This window comes from Azospirillum sp. A29, from assembly GCF_042604625.1.
In the GTDB taxonomy this organism is placed as follows: Bacteria; Pseudomonadota; Alphaproteobacteria; order Azospirillales; family Azospirillaceae; genus Azospirillum; species Azospirillum palustre.
Genome location: NZ_CP170461.1, coordinates 331,764 through 357,700, shown reverse-complemented (window position 1 = coordinate 357,700; position 25,937 = coordinate 331,764). Strand labels below are relative to the sequence as shown.

The window sequence follows — 25,937 nt, the reverse complement described above, 5'->3', positions numbered from 1 at the left end:
TCTGTCGCAATCACGCTCCGCTGCCGAGTGACGCAGCCCGCCAAGCGCTGCTCCTTGCAAAAGCAGGCACAGGGGTCGTGCGAAGCGGACCGATAGGCGGCATTTCATGAAACCATGATTCTGTTTAGTGAATTTCATAAAACAACATCATGATATGAATTTTTGCGGCGACCGCCTTCCGCCCTGGGGCTGGAGGGCTGGAGCCCTTCGCACGCTCCGGAACAGCGGCGAAGGGCCCTGCCGCCTCGGCGGCCGGTGGAACAGCAAAGGCTTCTCATCCCACCGTATAGCCACCGTCGACCACCAGCTCCTGGCCATAGATGTTCTTTGCCTGGTCGGAGGCGAGGAACAGCGCGGCGTCGGCGATGCTCTCCGGGGCGCCGAATGCGCCGGGGAACAACCGGGCCGTGACGTTGGCGGCAACCTGGCCCAGCACGTCCTCGGGCAGCCCGACCTTGCTCCAGATCGGCGTGGCGATCGGGCCAGGGGCGACGGCATTCACCCGGATGCCCTGCGGTGCCAGCTCGGCCGCCAGAGTCTTGGTCGCCGAGGTCAGCGCCGCCTTGCTGGCGCTGTAGATCGCCAGACCGGGGAAGCCAACCTGCACCAGGAATGTGGTGACGAAGACGATCGAGCCGCCCCGGCGCACGTGCGGCAGGAACAGCCGCGCGGTCTGCAGCGCCCCGACGAAATTGACCGAGAACTGCTCGGTGATGGCCTGTTCGTCGCTGTCGGCGAAGGAGACCACCTTGGCGACGCCGGCGTTGGGCACCACCACGTCCACCCCGCCGAAGCGCTCAACCGTCGCCGTGACCAGACGTTCGAGGTCGGCGCGCACGGTGACGTCGCCGGGCACGGCCAGCACCTGGTCCGGGTTCCGTGCAGCGAGGTCCTGAAGAGCCCCGGCGTTGCGGGCGAAGACGGCGACCTTGGCGCCCTCGGCCAGGTAGCGCTCGACAATGGATGCGCCGATGCCGCTGCTACCGCCGGTGACGACGGCGACCCTGCCGTCCAGAAGCTTCGCCATGAGGGTCTCCCTGTTCGAAATCGAAACCGGGAGCCGTGTGGTTCCCGACATCGGAAGCATCGGAGAAAGCGGGACCGTGAGTCTTGACCGCGGTCAACCAGGTTCAACCAAGGGAGCGTGGGCACCTCTGCTGGTGGAAAACCTGGATGCCCAGAGCGTGGCAGCGAGCGTGGCAGCGGTTGCGGCGCGGCCCGCGCAGGGGCCGGTCATCACCGGCTCCTGAGCAGCCGCTGCACGCGCTCGACAACCCGACTGGTGTCGGCAAGCAGGGCGTCCAGCGCCGCGTAATCGACCTCCAGACGCTCGAGGCGGGCGGGCATGGGTGGTGACGGCGGGGACGGTTCGGTCGCGGCCAGCGGCTCCGGCACCAAGATCTTCGGCGGCCGTCCCCGCCGGTGTCCGTAGCGGCGCGGTCCGGCGGTCGCACCGCGGATGCCCTCGGTGCCGGGCAGCCCGTAGAGGCGGTGCGAGCCACGGCCGGTCACCTCGACGGCAGCGCCGCAGGCCACCAGCTCCTCCATCATCATCCCGGCACCACGCAGCGAGCAGCCGAGCAGGCTGGCCAGCCGGGTCGGACCGAGCAACGGCATGGCGGCGAGAAGATCGACGGCGGCCGGCAGGCGGCTGTTGGAGCGACGCGGGCCGATGGCGGCGCGGGCACCGCGCCAGGCGTGCTCGAGCCGGCGCAGAATGGCGAGGCCGTCCGCAGCCTCGCGCTCTAGACTGTAGCCGAAGGCCAGCATCCAGCCATCCGCGTCCGTCGGGCTGTCCGGACGCAGGGTGTCGGCGCCGGCAAGGATGGGCAGCAGGGTGCGGGTCACGCCGGTGGTCCGCAATGCCGCCGGCAGGGCGGCGCGCACCGCGCCGCGCGGGCGGTCGTCGACGATCCACATCCGCATCGCCCGGGCGAGCGCCGGCAGGCGGGCGCCGAGGCCGGGCCGCGTCAGCGCCGACAGCGCGTCCTCGGTGAGGCCCCGGTGCTCGGGGGCGTCGGTGCCGGCATCAAGGTCGCGCTCGGGACGGCGGTCGGCGGCGGCCAGCATCAGACCGTAGAGCCGCAGGGCGTGGGAGAGCGCATCGAGGTCGGCGCCCCGTTCGTGATGGGCCGGTGTGTCCGGTGCGCGCAGGCGCAGCCCTTCGAGGAAGGCGGCGAGGCGCTGCGGGTCGACGCGGTGCCCATCGAGACCGGCGTGGATGCGCACCGCCTCCAGGCGCACCCAGTGCTGCCAGGCGGGGAGCAGCGGATGGCCGTCCAGGATGGCATCGAGGCGGGCGACGGCCAGGGTGGCGCGCTCGAGGGCGGCGGCGCGGACAGCGGGGTCGGCTTTTTCGGCGGCGGAAAACATGAGAACAGCCAGTCTTTTGCGGCCACAACGGCAACGATTTGAGAAGCAAAATAACAGATTGATTCATATTGGCGGTTTTATTTCGTGGAAGCCAAGCGCCACGGACGCAGGGTGGCGGACCGTCGGGGGAAACACAGAAATTTGTCGCTGTCGGATGGATCAGTTTAGAATCCGGGTTGGCCAGCTTCCGCGCTCGAAGCGCGGCGATTTTGCCGGGTGGATCCGTTTGGAAGCTGGCGTTCCATCGGCTTTCCGCGGTTTCCGCTCAGCTCCAGCGACGTTCCATCGGCCGTGGTGCACGGCCTTGCCGCCCCGTGCCTGGATAGGAGTGGCAGGACTTTTGTCGCATGTCAGGACGCTAACGAACCTGCCGGGCATGGGGCGGCCGATCCGTGGCGGAGCATGCCTCCATATTCATCCGGGTGGATGAAATCGACTTATATTCTGTACAAAGAGCCCGACAGGCGTCTCCGCCCAGAATGCCCAGGACATCCCGATGGCCCTCGTCGCCTACGCCCGCGTCTCCACCGAAGACCAATCCACCGACTCCCAGCTGCTCGCCCTGCGGCAAGCCGGCTGTACGGTCATCTTCGAGGAGCATGCGTCGGGTGGCGACCGTGACCGGCCGGTGCTGGCCAAGGCGCTCGCCAGCCTGAGGAAAGGCGACACGCTGGTGGTGGCGCGCATCGACCGGCTGGCACGGTCGCTGTTCCATCTGCTGGAGGTGATCGACGGGCTGGGGCAGCGCGGTGTCGCCTTCAAGTCGCTGAGCGACCCGATCGACACCACCAGCCCGCAGGGGCGCTTTGCCCTGCAGGTTCTCGGTGCCGCGGCCGAGTTGGAACGGGCATTGATCCGCGAGCGCTCGATCGCCGGGCTCAGGGCCGCGGTGGCCAGGGGGAAGGTGCCCGGCAATCCCGGCCTGCGCCGACGGGACCCGGCGGCGCTGGAAAAGGCACGGCAGGGCCGCGAGGCCGCTCGCGACGAGCTGGTCGTCGCGCACGCCCAGGAGTTCCTGCCGACCGTCGAGGCTCTGCGCCCGACGGCACCATGGGATCAGGTCGTACGGGCATTGAAGGCGCAGGGGCGGACCCGGCCGTGGGATCGCAAGCCATGGACTCCCAACAGCCTGATCCGCGCCGTCCGCCGGCTGGCCGCAGCGGGGCTGGTTCGTCAGAACCTTCTCGATGCGGCGCCCAAGCGGGTCGACAGCAACGACCTCGTGCTGATGGTGGCGGGGCTGGCGCGGGCCGAGCCCGGCATCACGCTCGATGGCATCGCGCGCCGGCTGCAAAGCATGGGGCAGCGCACGCCGCGCGGTGGCCTGCGCTGGAGCCGGTCGTCGGTGAAGAACCTGTTGGATCGCGCCCGGGATCAGGGGATGGTGCGAAAGCCGGAGAGCGCGTAGCCGGCGGTCAGCCTTCTGCGCCCCGGCTTGGCGGCAGGATCGGCGATGAGGGAAAAGCACGGGATCATGCGGGCTCGTCGAGGGCCTGCGGCATCGGATCGGCCGCAGCGATCCTGGTCAGGAAAAGATTGCGGCGAAACAGCAGGGCCTCGGCCTCCCGACGTTTCACCAAGCCTGGAAGCTGCGTTTTCCTGCCATTGACGGTGGCGTAGACCCAGCGGCCGAACTCGCCGGCGGCCCCTTCATGGTCCCCCATGTTGAGCCGCTTCAGCAGGGTCGAGGATTGGAAGTTCCCCCGTCCCAGATTGAAAACGAAGCTGGCGAGCGCACCGCGCTGCCCGCCATTCAGCGGCACCGTCACCAGCCTGTCGACCACGGCCGCAGCGGCGGCGAGGTCGCGGGACAGCAGCGTTTCGGCCCTTGCGGCGGTGATGCTCTGCCCGAGCGTCACCCCGGCGGTGTGGCCATAGCCGATGGTCGGGATGCCGGCCGGGCAGAGATAGGCTTTGAGCGACAGGCCTTCGAAATGCTTCACAAGGTCGATGGCGGCCTTGCAGATCGGATCGGGCATGGATCAGGACTCCCGGGCGATAGATGGGGAGACAGGGTGGGAGCGGATCCGGCGGAGCACTGCCGGGACCGTCAGGGCGACAGCGCTCCGCCGGATCGGGGCCAGGGTCCCGGGGATGGCCCCGGGACCGCCCGCGTCAGGCGACGTAGTCGTAGACGACGTTGACCGGGTAGGGCTTCAGGTTGGTGATGCGGTGGATTTCGGCTCCGGCCGCACCGTTGCGCTTGATCGTGTAGTCGATCTTGGCGGCCCCGAGCTCGTACTCGTCCCGCGCCAGAGTCACCGCATCGACGCTGGGCGAGAAGTTCGGGTTGGCCGTCTTCAGCGAGAAGGCGAAGTCGATGGTGCTGTAGGCTTCGACGTTCAGGTTCGTGAGGGCAGTCTGCAGGGTCAGATAATCGTTGCCGTTGGTGTCGATGCTGGCCCCGCTGTTGAGGGGCACGACAACCCAGGCCGATCCGTCCCACTTCCGCCACGTCGCCCGGCCGTCGAAGCTGACCAGCCACTTGATGCCGGTGCCGGGCGGGGTGGTCTGCGTGATCGTCGCCGAATGGATCGTGCTCCAGTCCGACACGTCGATGCGGCTGCTGTCGAGCGTCGCCACATAGAAAGGGCCGGTGACGTAGCTGCTGCCGTAGGGAATGGTCGGCGGGGTGAAGGAGGCGCTCCAGCGAATTCCGGTAGAGAGGCGAAGTTCGTCCACATAGCCAGCGATGCCATAGTCACCGCCGTTAGTCGAGCCGAGCAGCATCAACGGTCCACTACTGTCTGTCCGCATAGCTGTGCCGCCACCGGCCCCCCCGTACCCGAACTTAGCTCCGTTGACGAAAAACGCCACAGTCCCGGCAGAAGAGATCGTAACCGCCACATGCGTAAAAGTGTTCAGAGGGATGACTTGCGGGCCGCCAGCGTACAAGTCACTATTGAAGCTTGTTCCTTTGTAGCGGAACTTCAGCCATCCGTTGGTATCGAGGTAGAACGCCCACGTCTCATCGGACGCCCCCCATTTTTGTGCGATGATGCGGGAGCTTGAGTAGTTTTCGGGACGTACCCACGCCTCAATTGTCAGATCGACCGATCCGCTCATCCAAGAGGCATTCGGAACGGTCTGGCAAGCATAGCCAGAGCCGCCGTTATATACAGACCCGGTTCCGAATTTGGCTTGACCTGTGCCGATTTGCGGCACCGTGTTTCCGTTACCGAAATTGGGCGCGATCCATACCCCATCCTTCACCGTGCGGGCATTGCCGTTGGCAGCGATCAGCGCCGTGTTTTGGCTCAGCTCCTTCACCCACTTCTGGCCGACCGCGCCGTTGAACTCCCAGAACAGAGTGGTCATGTCATCACTGACCAGGGTGGCCGGCGTGAAGTTGGTGGTGTAGCGCGGCTGCCCGTTGGTGACGCGGAAACTGTCGATAACGCCGGAACCGGCGATGGTGCCGACACCGCCGTCATAGGCGCCGATTTGCAGACGCCATTCGGTGCCGCCGCCCGGGTAGGCGATATTGATGGCCGGATTGGCGATGGTGCCGCCAACGCCGTTGGTATAGACACACCAGCCGCGCGCTTCGCGCAGCACGGCAATATGATTCCACCCCGCTGTGATTGCCGGGCCAACGGCTACCCATTCATTTCCGTTCACCGCGAGCTTTGGCTGACCGGCGTAGATACGGCAATAAAGACTGCTGCTATTGGCGGGGATGCCGTAGTTGAGCAGCGAGAAGATACCGACACCATCAGCAGGGATGCTCGGGAAGTAATACCAGCCCTCAAGGCACAGCTTGGTATTCGGGCCGAAATAGAGCGGATGGCCGGAGGGGTTGGCACCGCTGGCCCCAGCGAAGCCATAGTAGAAATAGCCGGGCATCGAAGTCGCGTGACCGGCGCGGGTGTAGGTTGCCGACAGCGCGGTGGTGACGGTGCCCGATGGGGTGACGCTGTCCCCGAACGCATTCATCCCATAGCTCGACCCGCTGCTGTCCAGCGTCATCCTGTCTCCATTCGCGCCATCGAAATGCAGCAGGAGCACGGTGCGAGCGTCGGGAGCGTAGGCGGCGGTCGGCGGGGTGAAGGCGGAAATCCAGGCCGCCTCGCTGCGCTTGATCCGCACCTCGTCGATATGGCCGGCCATGATCGCCGAGTTGTCGCTGGCGCCGCCGAAATAGTGGTAGGGGCCGTTCATGGTGAAGGAGCCGGTCCCGACCATGTAGGTGCCGATCACTGCACCGTTCAGGAAGACGTAGCAGGTGGTGCCGCTGCGCGTGATGGCGATGTGGTTCCAGGCGTTGACCGTCAGGACCGCTCCGGTGCTAGCCGCAGCGATGTTCCAGGATGCATTGTCGGTGCTGAGATAGACGGTAATCGCGCCGCCGGCGCCATTGGTGCGCAACTGCGGGGCATAGGCGTTGTTGCCGCCCGACCACAGCACGGCGTCGCCGGTGTTGGTCTTGTAGCACCAGAAATCGACGGTGAAGTTGTCGTTGCCGAAGGCGAGATCCGCTTGCGGCGTGCTGCCCCAGCCGACGACGCACGATCCGCCTGTGCCGAGTTTGAAGCTGGTGGTTCCGAATTTGGCCTGCTCGCTGGAGATCGCCGCGCCGCTGCCGCCGAGGAGGACGGGGCGACCGCTGTTGGCGCGGTCCTTCAGCACCTGCCCGCCATGGCCGTCGTCGAAGCTGAACAGATTGACGGTGTCGGCATCGGTGACGAACGCCGTGGTCGGGGGCGTGAAGTTGGCGGTGTAGCGGGCGATCCTGGACACCCTGAACTGATCCATCCAGCCCAGGAAGAACGAGGTGTTGTTGTAGCCGGACACGCCGATGTGGAGGGGGCTGTTGGCATAGACGCTCGTGTCCGTCCACGACCCGACGGAAACGCCGCCGATGTAGAGGGTGCCTGTGCTGTTGCGCCGCACATATGCGACATGGGTCCAGCTGTCGGCGACGGCGCTACCGGCATTGATTCGGGTGGTCGTTCCGGCGGTGTTGAGCCGGAACGTACCGCTCTCGATGTGCAGGGTTGTGGTCGGATCCGAGCCGGAGGCGGGGCGCAGGTCGAACAGGACGTGCGGGCTGACCACGTCCTGCGGTCGAATCCATAATTCGTAGGTGAAGTCCTGGGAAGAACCGAAGGCCAGCTTGTAGCTGGAGGGAACCTTCCAACAGCTCGCCCCGTCGAACCAGCCGCAATGGGTGCCGAACGGCGTGATGCCGCGCTCGTCGATGATCTCGGTCGAGCCATTGGCGCCATCGGCGTGGATCAGCAGCTTGGTGGCGGCATCGGCCCCGCCGCCCCCGGCGGTGCTGTAAAGCTGGAACTGGCCGCCGACCTGATCGGTGCCGGTGGCGGCATTCTCCTGGGTGTATTGCGCCTCGGTGTTGTAATCGACGTTGAAGACCTGGCCGACGAACTGGCTGTAGACCGCCAGGATCGACTTGGCGGGGACGTCGAGGATACCGGTGGCCGGAAGAACCGTGACTGCCGACTTGGTGACGCTGTTGGCGTTGAACGGAGCGCCGTTGACGGTCGGGGTGATTTTGTAGTCGATGCCGGTGATCGACATACCGGAGCGGGTCACGGTGCGCCAAGTCACCCCGGTGTTGTTGGCATCGTTGGCGATGTAGTCAGTGAGGATGCCGTTGTTGACCGCCCTGATCCAGAGCTTGCCGTCCGTCGCCCCGTCCGTCTCCGTCATGGTCATGTTGGGGCTGGCCGACGTCAGCGCGACATAGGCGCCGCCGAAGCCGTTGGCCTGGATGTTGCCACTACCGTCGCGCTGAACGATGGTGTTGACGGTCGCCGCCGTCGCCGGCTGCAGGCCATCCAGCAGATCGGCGTCGCAGCCGGAACCCGCCCCATCGTTGCCCGCCGTCCAGACGGTTTGGCCGTCCAGCGTCAGGCTGCCGGTGATCGGCAGCGCCAGCCGTTCGGTAGCGTTGAAGCCCCAGGACAGTTGCTGGGTGGCCGAGCCACCGAAGCGCATGAAGCCCTGATCGGTGACATCGACCCGGCGGCGGATTTCCCACGCACCGGTTTTCCAGTCTGTGGTGGTGGTGCCGGTGCGCAGATAGCGGGTGATCAAGCTGTCACCATTGCCGCCTCCGCTTCCGCTGAAGCGGGTTCCGTGGATGATCTCGCTGCCGGAGGAGGCGGCGAGTGTGCCGATACTGGTGGCAACAGTGCCGGTAAAGGTCGGTCCGGACAGCACGGCATAGCGCCCGTCCGCCGCCGCCCGATCCGGAATATCGGTCGACGCTGCCGTGCCGACGGCCCGCTTGGTGGCGGTGCCCGCCCCGGTCTGCGTCAGCACGCCGGCAGCGTTGTCGAGCGAGGCGAGGGCGGTCAGCAGAGCCGGCTTGCTCTCCACCCCGGACCAGTCCACCGCCGAAGCGCGTGCCGCGGTGTAGGCCCGGTAGCCCGCCGCGTTGCCGAGATTGCTTTCGTCGACGACCAGATACATCAGGCCGCCGGTGCCGCCGACCTGCACCGTGTCGCCCTTCTGCACCTGGGCGGTGGTCAAAGCGAAGCGCTCGGCGTCGCTGGCGACCGGATACAGGCGTTCCAGCGCGCCTGCCGGCAGACGGGCGATGTCGATGGTGCCGGTCAGCGCCGACGCCGCCACCGCCGTCACCGGGATGGCGATGTTCTGGGTGCCGTCGAACGCGGTCGCCGTGCCGGTCGCCCCGCCCGACAGGGCGATGGTGCGGGGCGTCGTCAGCCTGGCCGCACCGGCCGCCTGCCCGGCAGCGATCATGGCGGCGATGGCGGCATCCGTCTGCGCCTTGCCGTAGGCGGTCGCGGACGTGTGCAGCTCACCACCCTTGTAGGTCGCCGTCCGGCCGGCGGCCGGGACGATCTCGACCGCTCCGTCCTCCGTCACCCGCACCGAGCCGCCGCCGTTGGCGATGCTGTCCTGCGACAGGGTGGACAGCCGGTGGTCGATCTCCTCCAGCGCTCCCTGCACGGTGCCGGCGGTGATGGTGCCGGATGCCGCCACCGGCGCGGTCGTGGCATCGAAACCGAAGGAGACCGCGCGGTTGCCCGGGTTGAAGGTGAGCTTGCCGCCCGGGGCCTGCACGAGGTTCAGCAGCGATCCGGGGTTCTCCGCGGCGAAGCGCTGCGAGGTGCCATCGCCGACGATGCCGAAATTGGAGCCGCCGACGATGGTCGCGGCGGTCTGGGCATGGCCCTTGGCCTGCTCCGACCAATGGAAAGCGGAATAGACGCCGGGGCTGGGTTGATAGCCGACGGCGCCCTGGGCGAAGGCCTGGGCCAGATCGCGGGCACCCTGGGCCTCCGTGCGGGCGGCCACGGTCAGATCGCGGGCGGCGGTCGCATCGGACTTGGCCGAGATCGCGTCCGCTGCCGCCGTTGCCGCCGTCTGCGCGCTGTTGGCGGCGTTGGTCTGCGACTGGCCGGCCTGGGAGGCGGCGACCTGCGCCGCCGTCATGGCGGTGGCCGCGCTGTCGCGGGCCGCCTCCGCCGCGGTCCTGGCCGTGGCGCTGCCGGTCCCGGAGGCTTCCGCCTGCTGCGCGGCGGAACGGGCGGTGTCGGCGGAGATGGCAGCAGCGGCAGCCTTGGCGGTCGCGGTCTGGGCGCCGGTCGCGGCATTGCCGGCGGCGGCCTGCGCAGCGGTTGCCGCAGTGTCGAGAGCGGCGGCGCTCGCGGCGGCCGCGACGGCGCTGCCGGCGGCCTCCGTCGCCTTGCCGGTGGCGACGGTTGCCTGGGAGGCCGCGTCCAGGGCGTAGGACAGCGCCGACTTCAGGCTGCCGGAGACCGGGGCATCGGTCTTCACCGCCCAGTCCTGCGCCTGCGTCCGCGCCGTCACCGCCGCGTCACGCGCCTGTTGGGCAGCATCCCGCGCAGCGGTCGCGGTGTCGCGCGCCGCCTCGGCCGCCGTTCTGGAGGACAGGGCGCCGGTCGCCGCCGTGCCGGCTTCGGTCCGCGCCTCCAGCACGATGTCGCGTGCGGTTTCCACGGCGGCAAGCGCCGCGGTGGCGGACGCCTCCAGCCCGGCCGCAGCAGCGGCGCTGTCGGCGGCCTCATCGGCGCGCTGGACGGCGATGGCCGCCTGGGCGGTCGCGGTCGCGGCGGCGGCGCTGCTTTCGCCGGTCTGCGCGGCGACGGTCGCGGCGGCTTGCGCCACGGCCTGCCGGTCGGCGCCGACGGCCGTCATCGCCGCCGTGGCGGCAGTGGCGGCCTGCCGTGCCGTCGCCACGTCGTCCTCGATGGCGGCAATGATCTGCGCGGCATGCTCCACCACCCCGTCGTCGAGAAGCTGGAGCAGGCGGGCCGGGCTTTCGACCAGACGGGTGACGCCCTTGCTGTCGGTCAGCGGATATTTGCCGTCGGCATTCGGGCCGCCGTTCGGGGAGCCGCCCAGCCAGTCGTCGTACTGGTCCTCGCGCACCGCCCATTTTGCGACCATCGCCGCGATCTCGCCGGCCAGTTCGGCGTTGGACAGGGTCGCCGACGCGGCGATGACGGCATAGGCGGACGCCGCCGCCGTCTCGCCCTCCCAGGGGCGGTCGAGGGTCAGCGTGCGGTCGTTGGCGACCTCGCGGATCTCGTAGAGCGTCCTGCCGTCGGTGGTGAAGGCGGAGCCCGGACGCACGACGCCCATCCACATGGTGCCGGCGCCGGCGACGGCGGCCGATCCGGGGGTCAGGGCGACGGTGCCTTGGCGATACCAGCCGGCCATGTCAGTTCTCCTCGCTGGGGGTCGTGTCGGAATAGGGATAGAGCGCGCGGATCGCCGAGAAGTCGGCGCGCATGCGCTCCCATTTGGCGGGGTTGCCGTTCAGCATGTCCTGCTGGGCTTCCAGCTGCCGGGCCGCCGGCCATGCGGCGAGGTAGGCCTGTTGACGCAGCTTCGCGATCTCGTCGCGGGTGCGGACGTTGGTAACCTTCACAGCCGGATCTCCATGACGAAGTCCATGTAGGGAAAGCGGCGCACCGTCACCCGATAGGTCCCAGGCAGGTCGTCGTATTGGAAGGAGCCGTCGTTGACGGTGTAGCTTTTGGTCGAGCCGGTGATGAGGCAGCGCACCTCCACCACCGCCCCATCCGGCAGCTGGTCGAGACCGGCGATGGTGGGGCGGCGACGCACCGCCGGAGCCTCGCCCGACAGGTCGATATGGTCGGTGGCGTTATCGGCCTTGGCGACGAGAATCCTGAGATGCGGATGATCCGAAGTCTGCCGCTCGAGCATATCGGCAGCGCAGATGCCCGTCTGCCAGATGTGCCCAACATCGTCATATGCGATGTAATCCACCTGTCCGGGCATCGCTTCTGTTCCAATATCAGAAGAAATTGGAAAATTCATAGAAGAAGCTGTCATGCTACTTCCTCAGTTCAATTGCGGTCACGTAGACGGTTACGCCAATCGGGAAGTATGTCCCGAGAATATCGCACGCCCACCATTCGTTGTATCCAGGCCGAGATCTTATGACTATCGAGGCTGTCCTTGATTCGAATCCTGCAGTTGCGCCGTCGTTCGAGCTGGAAAAGCCGGTACAGCTCGCAATCAACGCCACCGGCTTCCCCGTACAGTCCAAAGGAATTTTTGGGCCGATCTGCATGGCACCACCGGTCCAGCTGGTGATGTCGGCGCGGACCCCCGCCATATTGCCGGTGGCGAAATCCTCGATCTTCTGGCCCCGGATCGTCAGATCCTGGATGTGTGCGCTGGAGATCGTTGCATCTCTGATCTTCGCGCTATTGATCGAGGCATCCTGGATCTTCGCGCTGTTGATCGAGGCGTCCTGGATGAAGGCGGCGGACATGGAGATGCGGGACACCCCGTCCACCTTGCCGATGACAAAGGGATGGTCGATGCCGCCGCCAACGCCGGGGACGCCGATCAGGAAGCGGTCGGCCCGCACATAGAACTCGGATCGCACCCCACCGTCACCGGTCGGATCCGAGGAAAGGCCGAACCCGCTGATGGCACCATTGTTGTCGATTTTGACTGTCCACTGTCCCGACAGCCCATTGATCGTCGTCGCCTGCTCACGGATGCTGGTCGTATTCTTGCCGACCGTGGTGCTCAGGTCGTCCACCCTGTCAGCAGCGGCTTTTGCTTTGTCGACCGCAATGTTCACTTGGCTTTGAAACGACCCCGACACATTGTCGATATGCGCATAGGCACTGTCGATCCGGTTGGCGAGGGCACCGACGGCGTCGGCACGGGCGGTCTGCTCGCTGGTCAGCCCCGCCTTCACGCCATTGACCGATGCTCCGATCACATCGAGGCGCGTGGTCAGCGCGCCGGTCGCGGTCGCGTTGGCGGTGATGCGGCTGTCATAGCCGGCCAGGCTCTTGTCGAAGCCGGCGACGACGCTGTCGATGCGCTCGGCATTGGTCCGGGTGTCGTTCGCCGTCGCGGTCAGCTTCGCCTGCACGCCGGCCAGATTTCCGTCCCAGGCCGCGATCACCGTGTCGATGCGCGTCGCCGTCGCCTCGTCCGCCGTCACCAGCGCCGTCAGTTCCTCCTTGACGGTGGCGATCTGCCCGTCGAACTGGGCGGCAACGGTGGTGACCCGGCTCGCCAGCGACTGCGTGTCGTCCTGGACCTGCCTGACGTCCGCCTTCACCTCCGCGACATCGACCTCGCGCCTGCCGATCTCGCTGCGGATGCGGCCATAGCTGTCGTTGACGCGCACCAGACCCGACGTGACCGTTTCGGCGATCTTCTCGATCCCGGTGATGCGCTCGGCCATGAAGGGAGCAAGCTTCGATTCCGAGACCAGCTTGTCGGCGAGGTCGTCGTGGGAGATCTGCTCGGTGGTGGCGCCGGTGCCGATGTTGGAATTGACGTCGCTGACATTGCCGCCGAGATCGACAGCGCGCACCCAGTAGTAGCGCGTGACCAGCCCGCCCAACCCGGCGCGCACGAAGGCGTTGCCCTTGACCGTGCTGATGACGGCAGCGGCCGACAGGTCGTTCGCCGCCCCCTCCAGAACCTCGATGTGGGAAAGGTCGGTGTCGGGCGGATTGACCCAGGACAGGGCGATCTGGCGCAGCCCGCCTTTGGCGACCAGCCCGGCCGGCTGGCCGGGCGGCGTGCCCTTGCCGCGCACCGTGGCCCGGATTTCCGCCGGCGCCGAGCGGCGGTTGTCGTAGGCCAATGCGGTGATGCGGAGGGTGTAGACGCCCTCCGCCGCCGGCTCGATGTCGAAGCTGCCGGCGCGGGTGACCTTCCATTCCTGCCACTGGCCGCCCGGCGTCATCACGTCGGCGCGGTAGCCGGCGATGCGGGCATCGTCGCTGGGCGTCCAGCTGACGGTCAGCCGGGCCTGCGGCAGGCCGTTGACCCAATAGGCGCTTTCCACCGCCGCGAGGTTGGCGGGGGATGGGATGGCGTTGGCGGCGCTCTGGGTCGCCACCGGCTCGATCTGCACGCCCTCCTCGACCCGGGCATATTTGCCGGGCTCGTGCAGCAGGGCGGTGACCTCGTAGACGCCGGGCGATTTCTCGGTGACGGCGCGCACCCGGAACAGGCGCGGGGCGAGGTTGGTGGCGGTCAGGATCCACACCGCATGCGGCTGCGGCAGCGCGCCGCCGAGCGGAGCCACGTCGATGACGAGCTGGCCGGTGGTATGGTCCTCCAGCACCGGACGGCGGACCGGGCAGTCGACCAGCCGGCCGTCCGGCAGGGTGAGCGCCAGCACGTGGCTCTGCTTGGTTTCCAGCGTCACCGTGTCGTCGAGGGTGACGACCTGCCGCTCCGGATCGTAGGCGACCAGCCGCCCGCCGGTGCGCACCAGCGCCCAGTTCGGGTCGGCCAGCTTGACCACGTCGCCCGGCATGACGTCGAGATGGTCGAAGGAGCAGCGGTAGGTGACGGTCTCGGTCTCGTGCTGCTCGCTGTCGAGCATCCACAGGCCGAGGCGGCGGGCCTGGCTGCGCCGGGTGCAGCCATAGGCCGTCGCCTCGATCGGCCGCCAGCCGTAGCGCTGGATCATCCCGGCATTCTCGACGACCTCGACCGTCGGGCGGTAGCCGTCGTCGGGATCGTTGAAGGTGATCAGCGCCGCGGTGTGGCGGGCCTTCAGCGCTGTGCCGGAATAGGTGAAGCTGCCGCCGATGACGTTGGCCGGGGTGACCAGCTTGATCGGATCGGCCGGCATGTCGGCGCGGGCCAGCACGCCGCCGGCCGACCAGAAGATCAGACCGCGGAAGGTCGAGGCGATGGACTGGAGGACGCGGTAAGCCTCGGTCCGGCCGGAGATCACCCCGTTGAAGGTGAAGCGCGGCTCCATGATGTCGCGGCGGCTGGCGTCCAGCCGGCCCGACTTGACCGGCTGGTCGCAATAGACGCCGATGGTGTAGAGCGACCAGCGGTCGACCGCCTCGGCAGAGATCGACTGGCCCAGGCCGTAGCGCCTGTTGGTCAGCAGGTCGTAGAGCACCCAGGCCGGGTTGTCGCTCCAGGCGGTCTTGAGGCTGCCGTCCCACTGGCCGGTATAGGTCCGCGTCTCCGGGTCGTAGTTGGACGGGACCTGGATCAGCAGGCCCTTGACGTCATAGGCCCGCTCGGGGATCGAGTTGCCGAACTGCTCGGCCTTGACCGTCAGCGCGACCAGCGCCGAATTGTCGAAACCGAACTTGGCTTCGACGATCTCGCCATAATGGGACCAGGAGAAGCTGTTCTGGACCGAGGCGCGGGTCGCATCGGGGGTGACGCGGGTGACGCGGATGTCGTAGGGCGCCTTGCCCAGCCGGCGCAGCCCGACCTTGTAGGACCGTTCGTAGGCGCTGGTGGTCTTGCCGCTCACCGTGTCGCCGAGCAGGTGCGTCCAGCTGCCATTGGCCGCCCGTCCCTCGATGGTCAGTTCCACCGAAGACCCGTGCAGGTCGCCATTGGACGTGTCCTGCTCGGTCAGCGCGTTCCAGCGCAGCACGATGCGTGCGGTGTCGATCTCGTCGCTATGGATTGTCCGGACGACCGGACTGGTCTTCTTCACCTCGACGCCGACCGCGACGGAGGTCTCGCTGTCGGCGAAGCCCTCGACGGCGTCCTGGGAGGGCAGTCCCTTGAGCAGCTTCCAGCTCACGCCCTTGAAGTTCTCCGTCCCGTCGGAGGCGATCAGCGGCGTGCCGTCGAAATAGATGCTCTTCCCCTTATCGACCAGCCCGACGATCTCGCCTTCGCCCAGCAGATCGATCACCCGGGCGGTCGCATTGGACTGCAGGCTGTTGGCGTCCTCGGTGGCGCCGGAACCGCCGCGGCCGGACTTGCCGCCCTTGGCCCCCTGGATCCCGCCTGCCGGACCTCCAGCCGAAGCGGCGGTGACGGCCGATACCGCCGGCTGGGGCTGGACGGTTCCGGTCTGCTCCGTATCCATGCCGGAGGAGATGACGGTCGAGCCGACCCAGCAGCGGCCATAGATCAGGGGAACCGATCCGCCCTGTTCGGTGACGTTGACCGGGCCGGAGAACAGATAGCTCTGCGTGTTGTCGGGCAGGTTGGCCTTGGGGGTCGGCGACAGCATCTGGCTGATGCCGGACAGCATCATCGATGCGCCGAACAGGGCGATCGAGCCGTAGGAGACGGAGAAACTGCCCGCTGAGATTGCTGCCGCGCCAAGTCCCTGGGTCGGGCCGAGCGCGCCAACAACGGCGGGCGCGGCATAGATCGCCACGACCATGATCAGCGCGCCCATGATCGCCTTGCCGGCGCCGCCGCTTTTGGCGCCGGCCGGAACCGGGATGATGTGCAGGTCGGCGCTGCCGAGCCCGAGCGTCAGGGTGTCGAGGGTCAGGTCGATGCCGCCGCGCGAGCGCGGGCCGCGGACCAGCCGGTAGGAGCCTTCGCGGAAGACCTTCTCGAAATCGGGATGGTTGGCGGCGAGCGCCCGGATCGCCTCGGCGGCGTCGCGGACCTGATAGTCGGCAAGGCGCCCGAATTGGCGGCCGAGCGCACCGTGCAGATGGATCCTAGCCATGAGCGAGATCCTTGTGACGCAGGATGTGGACGATCTGCCGGTGCCAGGGGCCGAAGGGTTCGCGGCGCGACAGGCGGCGCGGCAGGTGGTGCAGCAGCAGGCCGCCGTCGAGGACGACGCCGGCATGGTTGGGCACCGGCGACAGCACGGTCATCAGCGCGACGTCGCCGGCCGCCGCCTCGCCGGAGCGGACCACCGAGAAGCCGGCGTCGGCGAAATGCTCGAGATAGAGGTTCTTGCCGGCGTGCCACCACTCGTCGTCGCGCGGAAAATCCGGCAGCCGGATGCCCCGTTCCAGCTGGAACCAGTCGCGCACCAGGGCGTAGCAGTCGGTCACGCCGTGACGGAACTCGCGGCCGATCAGATCGGGCACCGGCACGCCGTCGCCCCAGAGGATCGGATCGGAACAGCGTTCTCCGTCGGTGGCCAGGATCGCCCAAGGCACCGCGCTGTCGATCTGGCCGCGCATGTCGGCGGCCGACGGATGGAGCGGCCCGTCGGGATGGCTGTGGACGATGGCGTCGATGGCGTCGGCATGGGCGAGGTAGTCGGCATCGTCGATGCGGAAATGGGCCGCCGGGTCGGCGGCGCGGTTGGACAGGGGCCGGTAGGTGCCGGCCACCACCAGACCGCAGCTCTCGCGCGGATAGTCGGCCAGGGCGTGGCGCTTCATCGCGAGGATCGCGTCAGCGGTGAACATGCGCTGCTGGCTCCTCTGAGTGTGAGGGGAGGGGCACCCGCATCAGACCCGGATCCGGGAGACGCCGGGAAAGCCGCCGAAAGGCAGGAGATCGGTCGAGTTGGGATAGCGCAGGCGGCAGTCGGCCAGCCGCTTGCCGCAGGCATCCTTGGCCGAATCGCCGGTACTCTCGCCGGTCGCAGTAAAGCAGCGGCTGCCGGAATAGGGGCAGTCGACGCCGTCGAACGACCACCCCGATCCGATCCAATGGCGGTAGCGGCGGGTGCAGCCGTCGCGCAGCACCTGCCGGCCGGGGAGCATCGCCCCCTCCTGGTCGATGGCCGCCGACAGCTCGAACTCGACATGGGTGGCGGTGTGGGCGCTCTTGCGCTCGATCCGGTAGAGGTCGGGCGGGAAGAAGGCGAGCGGGTCGGCCTCCGCCCGACCGTCGAGATAGCGGTCGAAGGTGCGCAGCCGCCTGACCTTGGCGCCGAGCAGGTCGGAGAACTGGTAGATCAGCGCCGAGATCTGGCGGTTGATGTTGGCGATGCGCAGGCGCGGCGTCGGCAGCGCCCCGGTCGCCGTCCATTCGAACCCTTCGGTCTCCATCTCGACCGGGACATAGGCGATGCCGCCGAGCAGGACCGGCTCGCCGCCGCTGCCCGAGGGCGTGAAGTGATGGATCGTGCCGCCGGGATACATGGTCAGGTCCAGCGTGAACAGCGTCACATAGGCACCGGGATCGGGCGACTGGGCGGCGGCGGCAAGCGCCGGCCGTTCATCCCATTTGGGGATGTTGGTCTGGCTCATGGGGATTCCTTGGATGGGCGCCGCCCCCGCCGTCGAAGGGAGCGAAGCGGCCGCGCAGGGTCAGAGGTCGAAGACCTCGACGAAGGTCGCGGAGATGCTGGAGAACAGGTAATGGGTGCGGGTGCGCTTCCATTTGCTGCAGATCCAGCGCCGGCGGTCGGGTTCGCCGGGCGGCTTCCACAGGAAGCTTTCCGCGCCCCGCCGGGCCCGCAGGAACTCCTCGATCGCCCGCGCCTGATCGGTGTCGAGATACTCCCAGCTCAGCGAATACTGGTCGCGGATGTTGTGGATGCCGTCGGGCGCCCGCTGGGTGTAGCCGTCGCCGAAACCGGCGGTCAGCACCTTCACCTCCGGTTCGATGGTGCTGCCGGTCACCGGCGGACAGGGCGGCAGGAAGACCGGGACACCGTTCTGGCTCGTGGCGTTCTGGCTCGTGGTTTCGCCGGCCATCGCTCAGCCTCCGTAGCTCATGTTGTTCAGCATGCCGCCGGGCCGCATCTGCTGGCGCAGCTCGTTGCCCATCATCGCGCGCAGCTGCTCCTTGACCGACGCGCCGATCCGCTCCGCGAGCGCCTTGTCCTGCTCGCGGTCGCCGGTGGAGCCGCCGGCGACATTCACCGTCACCGACTGGGTCACCGCAGGGCCGCCATCCTGCGCCGCCTGGATCAGGCGGTCTGCGTTCGTCATTTGTTCCGGCGTAAAGACGGCCTCGCCCTTGCGGGCGATGATCGGGACCTCGCCCGCCACCAGACCGCCGGTGTGGAAGCGGGGAGCGCCGGCGAACAGCCCGGCGGACATCATCCGCCCCGGCCGGCCGGTTTCACCGACGATGCCGCCGGTGTGGAAGAACGCCGAAAAGAAGCTGGCGACGCCCGACAGGATGCCGCCCAGCGGCCCTTCGGGTTTGAACAGTGAGGAAAAGAGGCCGGAGATGCTGGACATCAGGCCGCTGAGCAGTCCACCCGACTTGAAGAGGTCGGAAATCTTCGACCAGATGGTGCCAAGCAGGCTGTCGGAGGTGAAGAACGAGTCGATGAAATTGGAAAGTCCGTTGCCGGTATCGGCCGTGCCGGTCGAGCCGCCGCCAGCTGTCCCATTTCCATTCGCCGACGTGTCGGAGGACGCTTTGGCTTCGTCCTTCCTGTCCGTTTGAGCGGATGCCGACGGATCGCCGGCCTTCGCGGCGGATTTACCGTTTTCGGGGATGCTGGTCTTGAAGCCCAGCACGTTGAGCAGCCCGGCGCCGGTCTGTTGCGCAATCGATTTCACGAGGAAATCCCGCAACTGGTTCCGCATGGTGGCGAACAGTTTCTGAAAGGCGGGACCGATTTGCTGCTTGCCGGTCACGACGCTCAGCACGCCGTCGCTCCAACCGTCGAGCAGGCTTTGCAAGCCGTCGCCGAAGCTGGCCTTCACACGTTCGCCAAGCGGACGCAAAGCAGAGCCCATCACCTGATTGTACTTCTTGGCGGCCTCGTCGGTCTTCTGCGCGGGTGCGTCCGACGGAGCACCTTGCGCAGCCTTCGCATCGGTTTGCTCTTGGGCAAACTGTGCGGCAGCGCTGTAAGGCGCGGCAAAACGGTTGGCCACCGCCTTGGGTGTGATCAGATTCTTGCCAGCCTCATGAATCTCATTGAGTTGCTGGCGCGTCTCATCCAGCAAGGAATAGGTCTGCACCGCAAGATTGCTGACGGTACCATCCAGGCGTTTGATGGAAGCGGTGCAAGACTTATCGAACGTGATTGTCATGATCGGGCCGGCGGCGTTTTCAGCCATGGTTTTCCCTTTCTGTTAGCCGAAGCGGGCACGCAGTCTGGTTTTGGCCTTTTCGGTCAGGCCCGGCTCCCCGGCCGCCCGGCCGCCATCGGGCAGGTCGGCGAAGGCGAACGGCGTGCCGACCCGCTGGCGCAGCCGGTCGTGCAGTTCGCGGGCGCCGACGCCGGCCGCCGTCAGATGCACCGGCAGCCAGTCGGCCATCTCCTCCGCGCGCAGCCGGTCGATCTCGTTGAACAGGGTCCAGAACATCCGCACCGGCAGCGCCAGCAGGCGCAACGGGTCGATGCCGTAGAAGCGGCTGACGCGGGCGAAGCAGTAGGCGAAGTCGAGCCGCGTCAGCGGGCCCGACGGTTCCCCCGCTTGCCCGCCCGCGGCTCCCCCGGCTGGCGTTCCCCCGGTTGGCCATCTCCCGCCGGATCGATCCCGCGGATGAAGGCCAGCAGGACCAGGAGCTGACCCAGATCGAGGCCGAGGATCTCCTCGCGCGGGGTGTCCTCGAGATGGCCGGCGATCACATCGACCAGGATCGGGATCTGCGCCCGGTCGCTGCCGGCCTCCTCGAGCTTCCGCTCGATGTCCCCGGCTTGCAGGAACTGTTCGACGGTCATGTTCTTCAGGATGCGCTCGCGCCCGCCGATGACGACGCTGCGGGAAACGCGGAACTCATCGAGGTTCAGGATGGTGGGCTGGGGCATGGAGGATCCCGGTCGCTGGTGGCAGGCAAGGTCCGCGAGGGCGGCCACGGGGACGAAAGCCCCCGCGGCCGTTGACCATCATGGTCAGGCGGCGACGGGGGCGCCGAAGGCGGCGATGCGGTTGCCGGCGGTGCCGTCCGGATAGCAGCTGAAGGTGACCTCGTAGACGCGCTCGCCGCCGTTCTCGTACTTGAAGGTGAAGTTGGGCAGCGGCGCGGCCTTGAAGGCGACGAAATCGTCCTTGGTGGTGGAGGCGGGCAGGGCGGTGGGGTGCAGCTTCAGCGGGGCGGCGATGGCCAGCAGGTCGATGTTGACGCCGGAGCGGATCTCGACCCCGACCTCGGCACCAGCCGCGCCGACGCCGACCGCCTGCGGCATCACCGCCAGCAGCTTGGTCAGGTTGGTTTCCAGCATCGGCACCTTGACCGACACCTCAGTGCCGGTGATGACGTCCTTGATCGGGGTCTCGCCCATCTGGTCGGCCTTGACCTGATAGTTCGTGGTCTTGACGGTCACTTCGACGCCGCCCTTGGTCGAGCCGAGATCGATGCCGTCGAAGGTGACGTCGCAGATGCCGAGGGCGATGTCTTCGGTGGTGATGGCCATGGGTATAGTCTCCTAATCAGGCGACACGCCAGTCGGCGCGATAGTTGACGATGAAGGTGAAGGTGCTTGCCGTCTCGTCGTGGGGCATCAGCGGCTCGTGCTGGGGCAGGCACGAGATGACGAAACAGCCCCCGGCCGGAGCCGCCCGCAGGGTCAGGGCGTCGGCAATCGCCAGGGCGCGGGCCTCCCCGGCGAGATAGTCGGGATCGTGGGTGCGGACCTGGAAGGACAGCCGGCGAAGGCCTTGCGCATAGTCGCGGCGGGTTCCGCCCCGCGGCAGGAAGACCGATCCCGTAGCGCTGTCCTGCGGCGCCCGGCCCAGGAACAGGGACCCTCCTTCGGTTCCCAGCCCTTCGGCTTCGACGTGTTTGAGCAATGCGTGCAGCAGCATGGCCTCGGGACTCCGATAAGACGGTCAGGGGGGAGGCGAATGGCGGAAGGGCATTCGTCCCATTGGACCTTCATCCGCTAAAAGGATATAATTCCTTTAAACGGATGATTATCTTACCTCGTGGGGAGGCGCCATATGTTTTTGAAAAAGCTTTCCAGAACAAGGGGGTGACGTAAGTTTTCCCCTTGGACGGTCAGCGAAGCCCGGTCCGTCCGCTCCACGGCATGTCCCGGCAGAACAGACCGATCCCGCCGCTCAGGCTTGTTCGATGCGGTTTCTGCCGGCGGCCTTCGCCTTGTACAGCGCGGCATCGACGCGCTGGAGCAGGCTGTCGATATCCTCGCCGGCCCTGGCCTGACCGACGCCGATGCTGATGGTGACCGCCCCGCCGCACGCCATCCGCTGCGCGCTCACCCTCTGCCGCAGAGCTTCGAGAACGCCCAGGGCGGAGGGCAGGTCGGTCTCCGTCAGCAGCAGGGCGAACTCCTCGCCCCCCCAGCGCGCCAACGCGTCCGAGCGGCGCAGCCGGTCCGACAAGGTGGCGGCGACCACGCGCAGGGCATCGTCGCCCGCCTGATGCCCATGCGTGTCGTTGAAGCGCTTGAAATGGTCGATGTCCATCAACGCCAGGATATAGGGGCGCCCGTACCGCTCGAGCCTGGCCGCGGCTTCACCGACCGCCTGCTGGAAACGCCGGCGGTTCCACACCCCGGTCAGCGGATCGTGCATCGCCGCCTGTTGCAGTTCCTCCTCCAGGCCCTTGCGGTCGGTGATGTCCAGCAGCACTCCGTTGAACAGCACGGTTCCGTCGTGCCGGCGGCGCGGCTGGGCGCGGCCCAGCACCCAGCGTCCGCCGGCGATCTCCATCTCGCCTTCCCAGACCCGGCCGGCCCGGCCGGCCTGCCGCAGGCTGTGCCGGACCCGCGCCCACCCCTTCATCGCCATCACAGGAGCCAGAGTCCGCGCGGCAGTCAGGTCGGCATCCGGCCGCACGCCGAACAGGGAGGCTGCGGCGGTGCTGAAATAGGTCGCGCGCAAGCCTCCGCCGGGATGGAGTTCGGCCTGGAACACCGCACCCGGAAGGGCATTGGCGAGATCGCTCGCCTGGGCTTCCCGCTCGCGCTCCTCCGTCAGGTCGAAGAAGCTGATGACCACGCCGACGATCCCGTCATTGTTGCGGATCGGGCTGGCGGTCAGGCGTACGGGAAAGGACGTGCCGTCGCCGCGGTACAGCACCGTCTCGATGTCGCGCACCGGCTCTCCGGCCTCCGCAACCCGGAACACCGGATGGGATCTGCCACCTTCATTGGGGCCGCTGCGCAAGGAGTCACGAAACAGGAAGCGTCCGATATGGCTGCGAATCAGCTCGCTTTCGTGGCGGAAGCCGAAGGCGCGGGTGGCGGTGGGATTGACGAAGGTGACGGCACCCGAGCGGTCGATTCCGCACACCCCGACCTGCACGTTCTCCAGCAGCAGGCGGTTGAACTGCTCGGCCTCGATCACGGCGGTGATGTCGTGGATGATGCACAGCAGAAGCTTGCGCCCGCCGAGGTGGATGGGGCCGGCATAGACCTGCACATCGCGCACCGACCCGTCGGCCAGCCGATGGTGGAAACGCTGCGGGTAATGGCCGCCCTCCCAGGACGCGATCTCGCGCATCGCCGGCAGGATCGCCCGCCCGAGCTGGTTGATGTCCCAGACATGAAGGCTGCGCAGCCGGTCCCGGCTGTGGCCGTAAAAGACGGCGGCCCGCGGGTTGGCATCGACGATGGCGCCGTCGCGTCCGGGATCGATCAGCAGGATGGGGGCGGCGTTGGTGGAGAACAGCGCGTCCAGCACGCCGGCTCCATCCATGCCGCACGCGCTGCCGTCGCCCGGCCACAGGGGGAAAGCGCCCGGCCTGGGATCGGCGGACGCCCCGCCGTCCATGTCGCGCTCACCCTGCTCCGCCATTGCGAACTCCCCCCATCGATCGTCCAGGATCGGTCGAACGGCCAGAGAACATGCCGCATATCCTGGCAATCAATTCTATAGGGAATCAAGCTTAAACAAAGCGTTGCCGCAGGGTGGGGGAAAGAGTTGGCTTGCATTCCGGCAAGGAGACGTGCCCCGTCCATTCAAGGGCCCCACGGGACGAAGATTCGGCAGGGCACCGGGCCCTGCGGGCGATGTCCCGCTCCGGTTGTGCCACCCACCCTGTTCTTCTGCCACGTCCCACTGCCCGAACGCGCGACCTCTCTCCCGCGGGAGTGGATTTATCCTCGTCTGCGCACCGGCATCCGCCGGCCTTCGGCAACCCTGACAGCAGTGAGAGGTTGGCATGAGTATGATAAGGCGCAGCTCCGCTGAGTTTCTCGGGACATTTTGGCTGGTCTTCGGCGGCTGCGGCAGTGCCGTCCTCGCCGCCGCCTTTCCGCAGGTCGGGATCGGATTGCTCGGCGTGTCGCTCGCCTTCGGCCTCACCGTCCTGACCATGGCCTATTCCATCGGCCACATCTCCGGCTGCCACCTGAACCCGGCGGTCACGGTCGGGCTGTGGGCCGGCGGGCGGTTCCCGGCCAAGGACATCCTGCCCTATGTGCTGGCCCAGCTGGTCGGGGCCTTCGCGGCGGCCCTGGTCCTCTATGTCATCGCCACCGGGAAGGCCGAGTACAGCCTGGCCGTCAACGGCCTCGCCGCCAACGGGTACGAAGGGCATTCGCCCGGCCAGTACAGCATCGTCTCGGCCCTGGTGATCGAGTTGGTGCTGACCTTCTTCTTCGTGCTGGTGATCCTGGGCTCCACCGACCGGCGGGCACCGGCCGGTTTCGCCCCGCTGGCCATCGGCATGGCGCTCGTGCTGATTCACCTGATCAGCATCCCGGTCACCAACACCTCGGTGAACCCGGCGCGCAGCACCGGTCCGGCCCTGGTGGTCGGCGGGTGGGCGCTGCAGCAGCTCTGGCTGTTCTGGCTCGCCCCGCTGGCCGGCGGGCTGGCCGGCGGGCTGGCCTACCGCGCCCTTGCCGAGGAGATGCCGGCGAAACCCGCCATCACCGGGCAGACGGAAAGCTCCACCTGAAGCGGGCGCAAGACGCTCTTATCGCCGATGGGACCGGCTCGCAGAGATCCGGTCCCGGATGGCCCATCCCCATAGCGCGCCCTTATAACCCGCCGATGTCTCAACGCTCCACCGCTGTCCACTGTTATTCAGGCAGGATCAACAGCGCAGAAGGCGTATTCATGCGGCAGTTCGACCCTGACTCCAACCCGATGACGGAGGCCGATTATGGCATCGTGCTGGGCCTGTTCATCGGCATCTATCTCGGCCTCCTGATGGTGTCAGCACTGCCTTGACCGTCACCGCTCCGGCAATCGCGGCCCTTCCGGCAGCATCAGGCAGCGGTTCACCAGATTCATCAGCTCGCTCTGGCGGGTGGTTCCGGTCTTGGCGAAGACGCTGCGCAGTTGGCTGCGCACCGTGCTGATCGCCACACCGCGGCGCTCGCCGATCTCGGCCGGAGTCAGGTCGGCCAGCAGATCGCCGACGAGGCCGGCCTCCACCGCCGTCAGGCCGAACAGGGCGCTCAGACGCCTCCCAAGCCCCGGCGCCACCGCGGCCGGGTCGACGATGTAGACCGCGGCCCGGATGCGTGCACCGCCGCAGCCGCCCCCGCCGTCCGCATCGTCGAACGGCCCAGCAGCCTCGGGCGACAGCGGCAGAACGCTCAGCAGATAAGGCGCCCGGCCGGAGGGACGCGACACTCGGAGGTCGGCCGCCTCCCCCCGGCGCGCTGACGTCCCCTTTCCGCCGGCCGACACCGCCGCCTCCAGCAGATGGGCAAGCCGGCGCGCCTCGCCCCCTGCTCGGCCTGCAACCGCCCCTGCACAAGCCGCAGGCCGTCCCGCGCATCGATCATTGCCTGCCCGGCCCGGTTCAGGCCGGCGATCCGCCCGGCGGCGTCGAGCAGGACGACTCCCATCGGCAGCCGGTCGATGGTGCGGCCGCTCCAGCAGGCCTCCTCCCGGCCGTCCCGGCCTGCCAGCAACCGGACGCGCAGCCGCATCGCCCGCTGGAGATGCGGGGCACAGTCCTGAAGGAGCCGGACCGTCTCGTCAGGAAAGGGGGAGGCGTCGGGGGGCCGATGGAGGCTCAGCACCGGCTGCACCGACGAAAGCTCGCCGCCATCGGACAGGGTGAGTGCACACAGCCGGCCCATGCCGTGATCCCGCAGCAGCTCGTTGAAGAAGGCCGAGCGCCGCAGAACCGCATCCGGCACCAGATCCTCGCCGCGGCGGACGACGCAGCGGTTCAGCAGGCCGCGCGCTGCCGCGGCGTTCGCCCAGACGTCGCGGTGGCGGAAATGTGTGGTGTAGTCGGCCAGCTGCCTGTCCGTGATGTTGTGGCGGGCCCACAACGCGGCGGTCAGGCTGTCATGGCGGGGGGCGGCGGTGAACAGGAAGCCGTGCGTCGCATCGGTCAAGGCGCAGAGCCGCTCCAAAACCCCACCCCAGCGCTCCGGGAAGGTCACGGCGTCGTAAATGTCCTCGATCAGCTGGTCAGCGGCGTCCATCATGGGGAAGTCCTTCGTTGCCGATCAATTTTTCGTAGGCAACGTCCCGCGCTCAATCGCCACCAGTTGCATATGACCATCGTCCTGACGCTTCGTCCGCCATGTGAAGGATGCGATCCTGGGAATT

20 protein-coding genes are annotated in these 25,937 nt (G+C 67.6%); 2 read left to right on the top strand and 18 right to left on the bottom strand.

All coding sequences use genetic code 11. The annotated features are described in order from the left end of the window. Nucleotides 1-274: 274 nt before the first annotated feature. Both ABNQ38_RS07260 and ABNQ38_RS07255 read right to left on the bottom strand, forming a co-directional pair. Entirely contained in the window at nucleotides 275-1,027 is a 753-nt protein-coding gene (locus tag ABNQ38_RS07260) for an SDR family NAD(P)-dependent oxidoreductase (RefSeq protein WP_377806457.1), read from the bottom strand. 209 nt (nucleotides 1,028-1,236) lie between these two features. Then, nucleotides 1,237-2,373, bottom strand: coding sequence for a hypothetical protein (locus ABNQ38_RS07255; RefSeq protein WP_377806456.1), 1,137 nt, complete (start codon nucleotides 2,371-2,373; stop codon nucleotides 1,237-1,239). A 496-nt stretch (nucleotides 2,374-2,869) separates the two neighbouring features. Between ABNQ38_RS07255 and ABNQ38_RS07250 the strand changes: the two genes are divergently transcribed. Further along, nucleotides 2,870-3,781, top strand: a complete 912-nt coding sequence (locus ABNQ38_RS07250; protein ID WP_377806455.1) for a recombinase family protein — start codon at nucleotides 2,870-2,872, stop codon at nucleotides 3,779-3,781. Between the two features lie 64 nt (nucleotides 3,782-3,845). On the opposite strand, the gene ABNQ38_RS07245 is transcribed toward ABNQ38_RS07250, so the two are convergent. From ABNQ38_RS07245 to ABNQ38_RS07180, 14 genes are all read right to left on the bottom strand, one after another. After that, nucleotides 3,846-4,352, bottom strand: coding sequence for a lysozyme (locus tag ABNQ38_RS07245; protein WP_377806454.1), 507 nt, complete (start codon nucleotides 4,350-4,352; stop codon nucleotides 3,846-3,848). A gap of 136 nt (nucleotides 4,353-4,488) precedes the next feature. Beyond that, nucleotides 4,489-11,052, bottom strand: coding sequence for a LamG domain-containing protein (locus tag ABNQ38_RS07240; RefSeq protein ID WP_377806453.1), 6,564 nt, complete (start codon nucleotides 11,050-11,052; stop codon nucleotides 4,489-4,491). 1 nt (nucleotide 11,053) lies between these two features. Beyond that, nucleotides 11,054-11,263, bottom strand: a complete 210-nt coding sequence (locus ABNQ38_RS07235) for a hypothetical protein (protein ID WP_377806452.1) — start codon at nucleotides 11,261-11,263, stop codon at nucleotides 11,054-11,056. Beyond that, nucleotides 11,260-11,691 carry a hypothetical protein gene (locus ABNQ38_RS07230; protein WP_377806451.1) on the bottom strand — a complete coding sequence of 144 codons (432 nt, stop codon included), beginning with the start codon at nucleotides 11,689-11,691 and terminating at the stop codon, nucleotides 11,260-11,262. The genes ABNQ38_RS07235 and ABNQ38_RS07230 overlap by 4 nt, the downstream gene beginning before the upstream one ends. Nucleotide 11,692: 1 nt before the next feature. After that, nucleotides 11,693-16,300: a phage tail protein gene (locus ABNQ38_RS07225; RefSeq protein WP_377806450.1), complete on the bottom strand. Its 4,608-nt coding sequence runs from the start codon at nucleotides 16,298-16,300 to the stop codon at nucleotides 11,693-11,695. Further along, nucleotides 16,293-17,000: a C40 family peptidase gene (locus ABNQ38_RS07220; RefSeq protein ID WP_377806449.1), complete on the bottom strand. Its 708-nt coding sequence runs from the start codon at nucleotides 16,998-17,000 to the stop codon at nucleotides 16,293-16,295. The genes ABNQ38_RS07225 and ABNQ38_RS07220 overlap by 8 nt, the downstream gene beginning before the upstream one ends. 42 nt (nucleotides 17,001-17,042) lie before the next feature. Further along, nucleotides 17,043-17,789, bottom strand: coding sequence for a phage minor tail protein L (locus tag ABNQ38_RS07215; RefSeq protein ID WP_377806448.1), 747 nt, complete (start codon nucleotides 17,787-17,789; stop codon nucleotides 17,043-17,045). Between the two features lie 60 nt (nucleotides 17,790-17,849). Further along, complete coding sequence (locus ABNQ38_RS07210; RefSeq protein WP_174474166.1) at nucleotides 17,850-18,239, bottom strand: phage tail protein; 390 nt, start codon at nucleotides 18,237-18,239, stop codon at nucleotides 17,850-17,852. A gap of 3 nt (nucleotides 18,240-18,242) precedes the next feature. Beyond that, nucleotides 18,243-19,565, bottom strand: a complete 1,323-nt coding sequence (locus ABNQ38_RS07205) for a hypothetical protein (protein ID WP_377806447.1) — start codon at nucleotides 19,563-19,565, stop codon at nucleotides 18,243-18,245. 15 nt (nucleotides 19,566-19,580) lie between these two features. Further along, on the bottom strand, nucleotides 19,581-19,841 hold the full coding sequence (locus tag ABNQ38_RS07200; protein ID WP_377806446.1) for a hypothetical protein: 261 nt from the start codon (nucleotides 19,839-19,841) through the stop codon (nucleotides 19,581-19,583). Between the two features lie 59 nt (nucleotides 19,842-19,900). Then, on the bottom strand, nucleotides 19,901-20,260 hold the full coding sequence (locus ABNQ38_RS07195; protein ID WP_377806445.1) for a hypothetical protein: 360 nt from the start codon (nucleotides 20,258-20,260) through the stop codon (nucleotides 19,901-19,903). Nucleotides 20,261-20,344: 84 nt separating this feature from the next. Further along, nucleotides 20,345-20,866, bottom strand: a complete 522-nt coding sequence (locus ABNQ38_RS07190) for a hypothetical protein (RefSeq protein WP_174474169.1) — start codon at nucleotides 20,864-20,866, stop codon at nucleotides 20,345-20,347. Nucleotides 20,867-20,882: 16 nt separating this feature from the next. Then, the gene (locus tag ABNQ38_RS07185) at nucleotides 20,883-21,257 is read right to left on the bottom strand and encodes a minor capsid protein (protein WP_377806444.1); all 375 of its coding nucleotides are present in this window, start codon (nucleotides 21,255-21,257) and stop codon (nucleotides 20,883-20,885) included. Between the two features lie 255 nt (nucleotides 21,258-21,512). Beyond that, a complete protein-coding gene (locus tag ABNQ38_RS07180; protein ID WP_377806443.1) occupies nucleotides 21,513-23,210 on the bottom strand; it encodes a diguanylate cyclase in 1,698 nt (565 codons plus the stop codon). Nucleotides 23,211-23,577: 367 nt separating this feature from the next. Here ABNQ38_RS07180 and aqpZ point away from each other — a divergent pair, with 367 nt between their 5' ends. Continuing rightward, nucleotides 23,578-24,318: an aquaporin Z gene (aqpZ, locus tag ABNQ38_RS07175; protein ID WP_377806442.1), complete on the top strand. Its 741-nt coding sequence runs from the start codon at nucleotides 23,578-23,580 to the stop codon at nucleotides 24,316-24,318. A gap of 278 nt (nucleotides 24,319-24,596) precedes the next feature. Here aqpZ and ABNQ38_RS07170 read toward each other — a convergent pair whose 3' ends face one another. Continuing rightward, nucleotides 24,597-25,001: a helix-turn-helix transcriptional regulator gene (locus ABNQ38_RS07170; RefSeq protein ID WP_377806441.1), complete on the bottom strand. Its 405-nt coding sequence runs from the start codon at nucleotides 24,999-25,001 to the stop codon at nucleotides 24,597-24,599. Beyond that, entirely contained in the window at nucleotides 24,965-25,813 is an 849-nt protein-coding gene (locus tag ABNQ38_RS07165) for a hypothetical protein (protein ID WP_377806440.1), read from the bottom strand. The genes ABNQ38_RS07170 and ABNQ38_RS07165 overlap by 37 nt, the downstream gene beginning before the upstream one ends. Nucleotides 25,814-25,937: the final 124 nt, after the last annotated feature.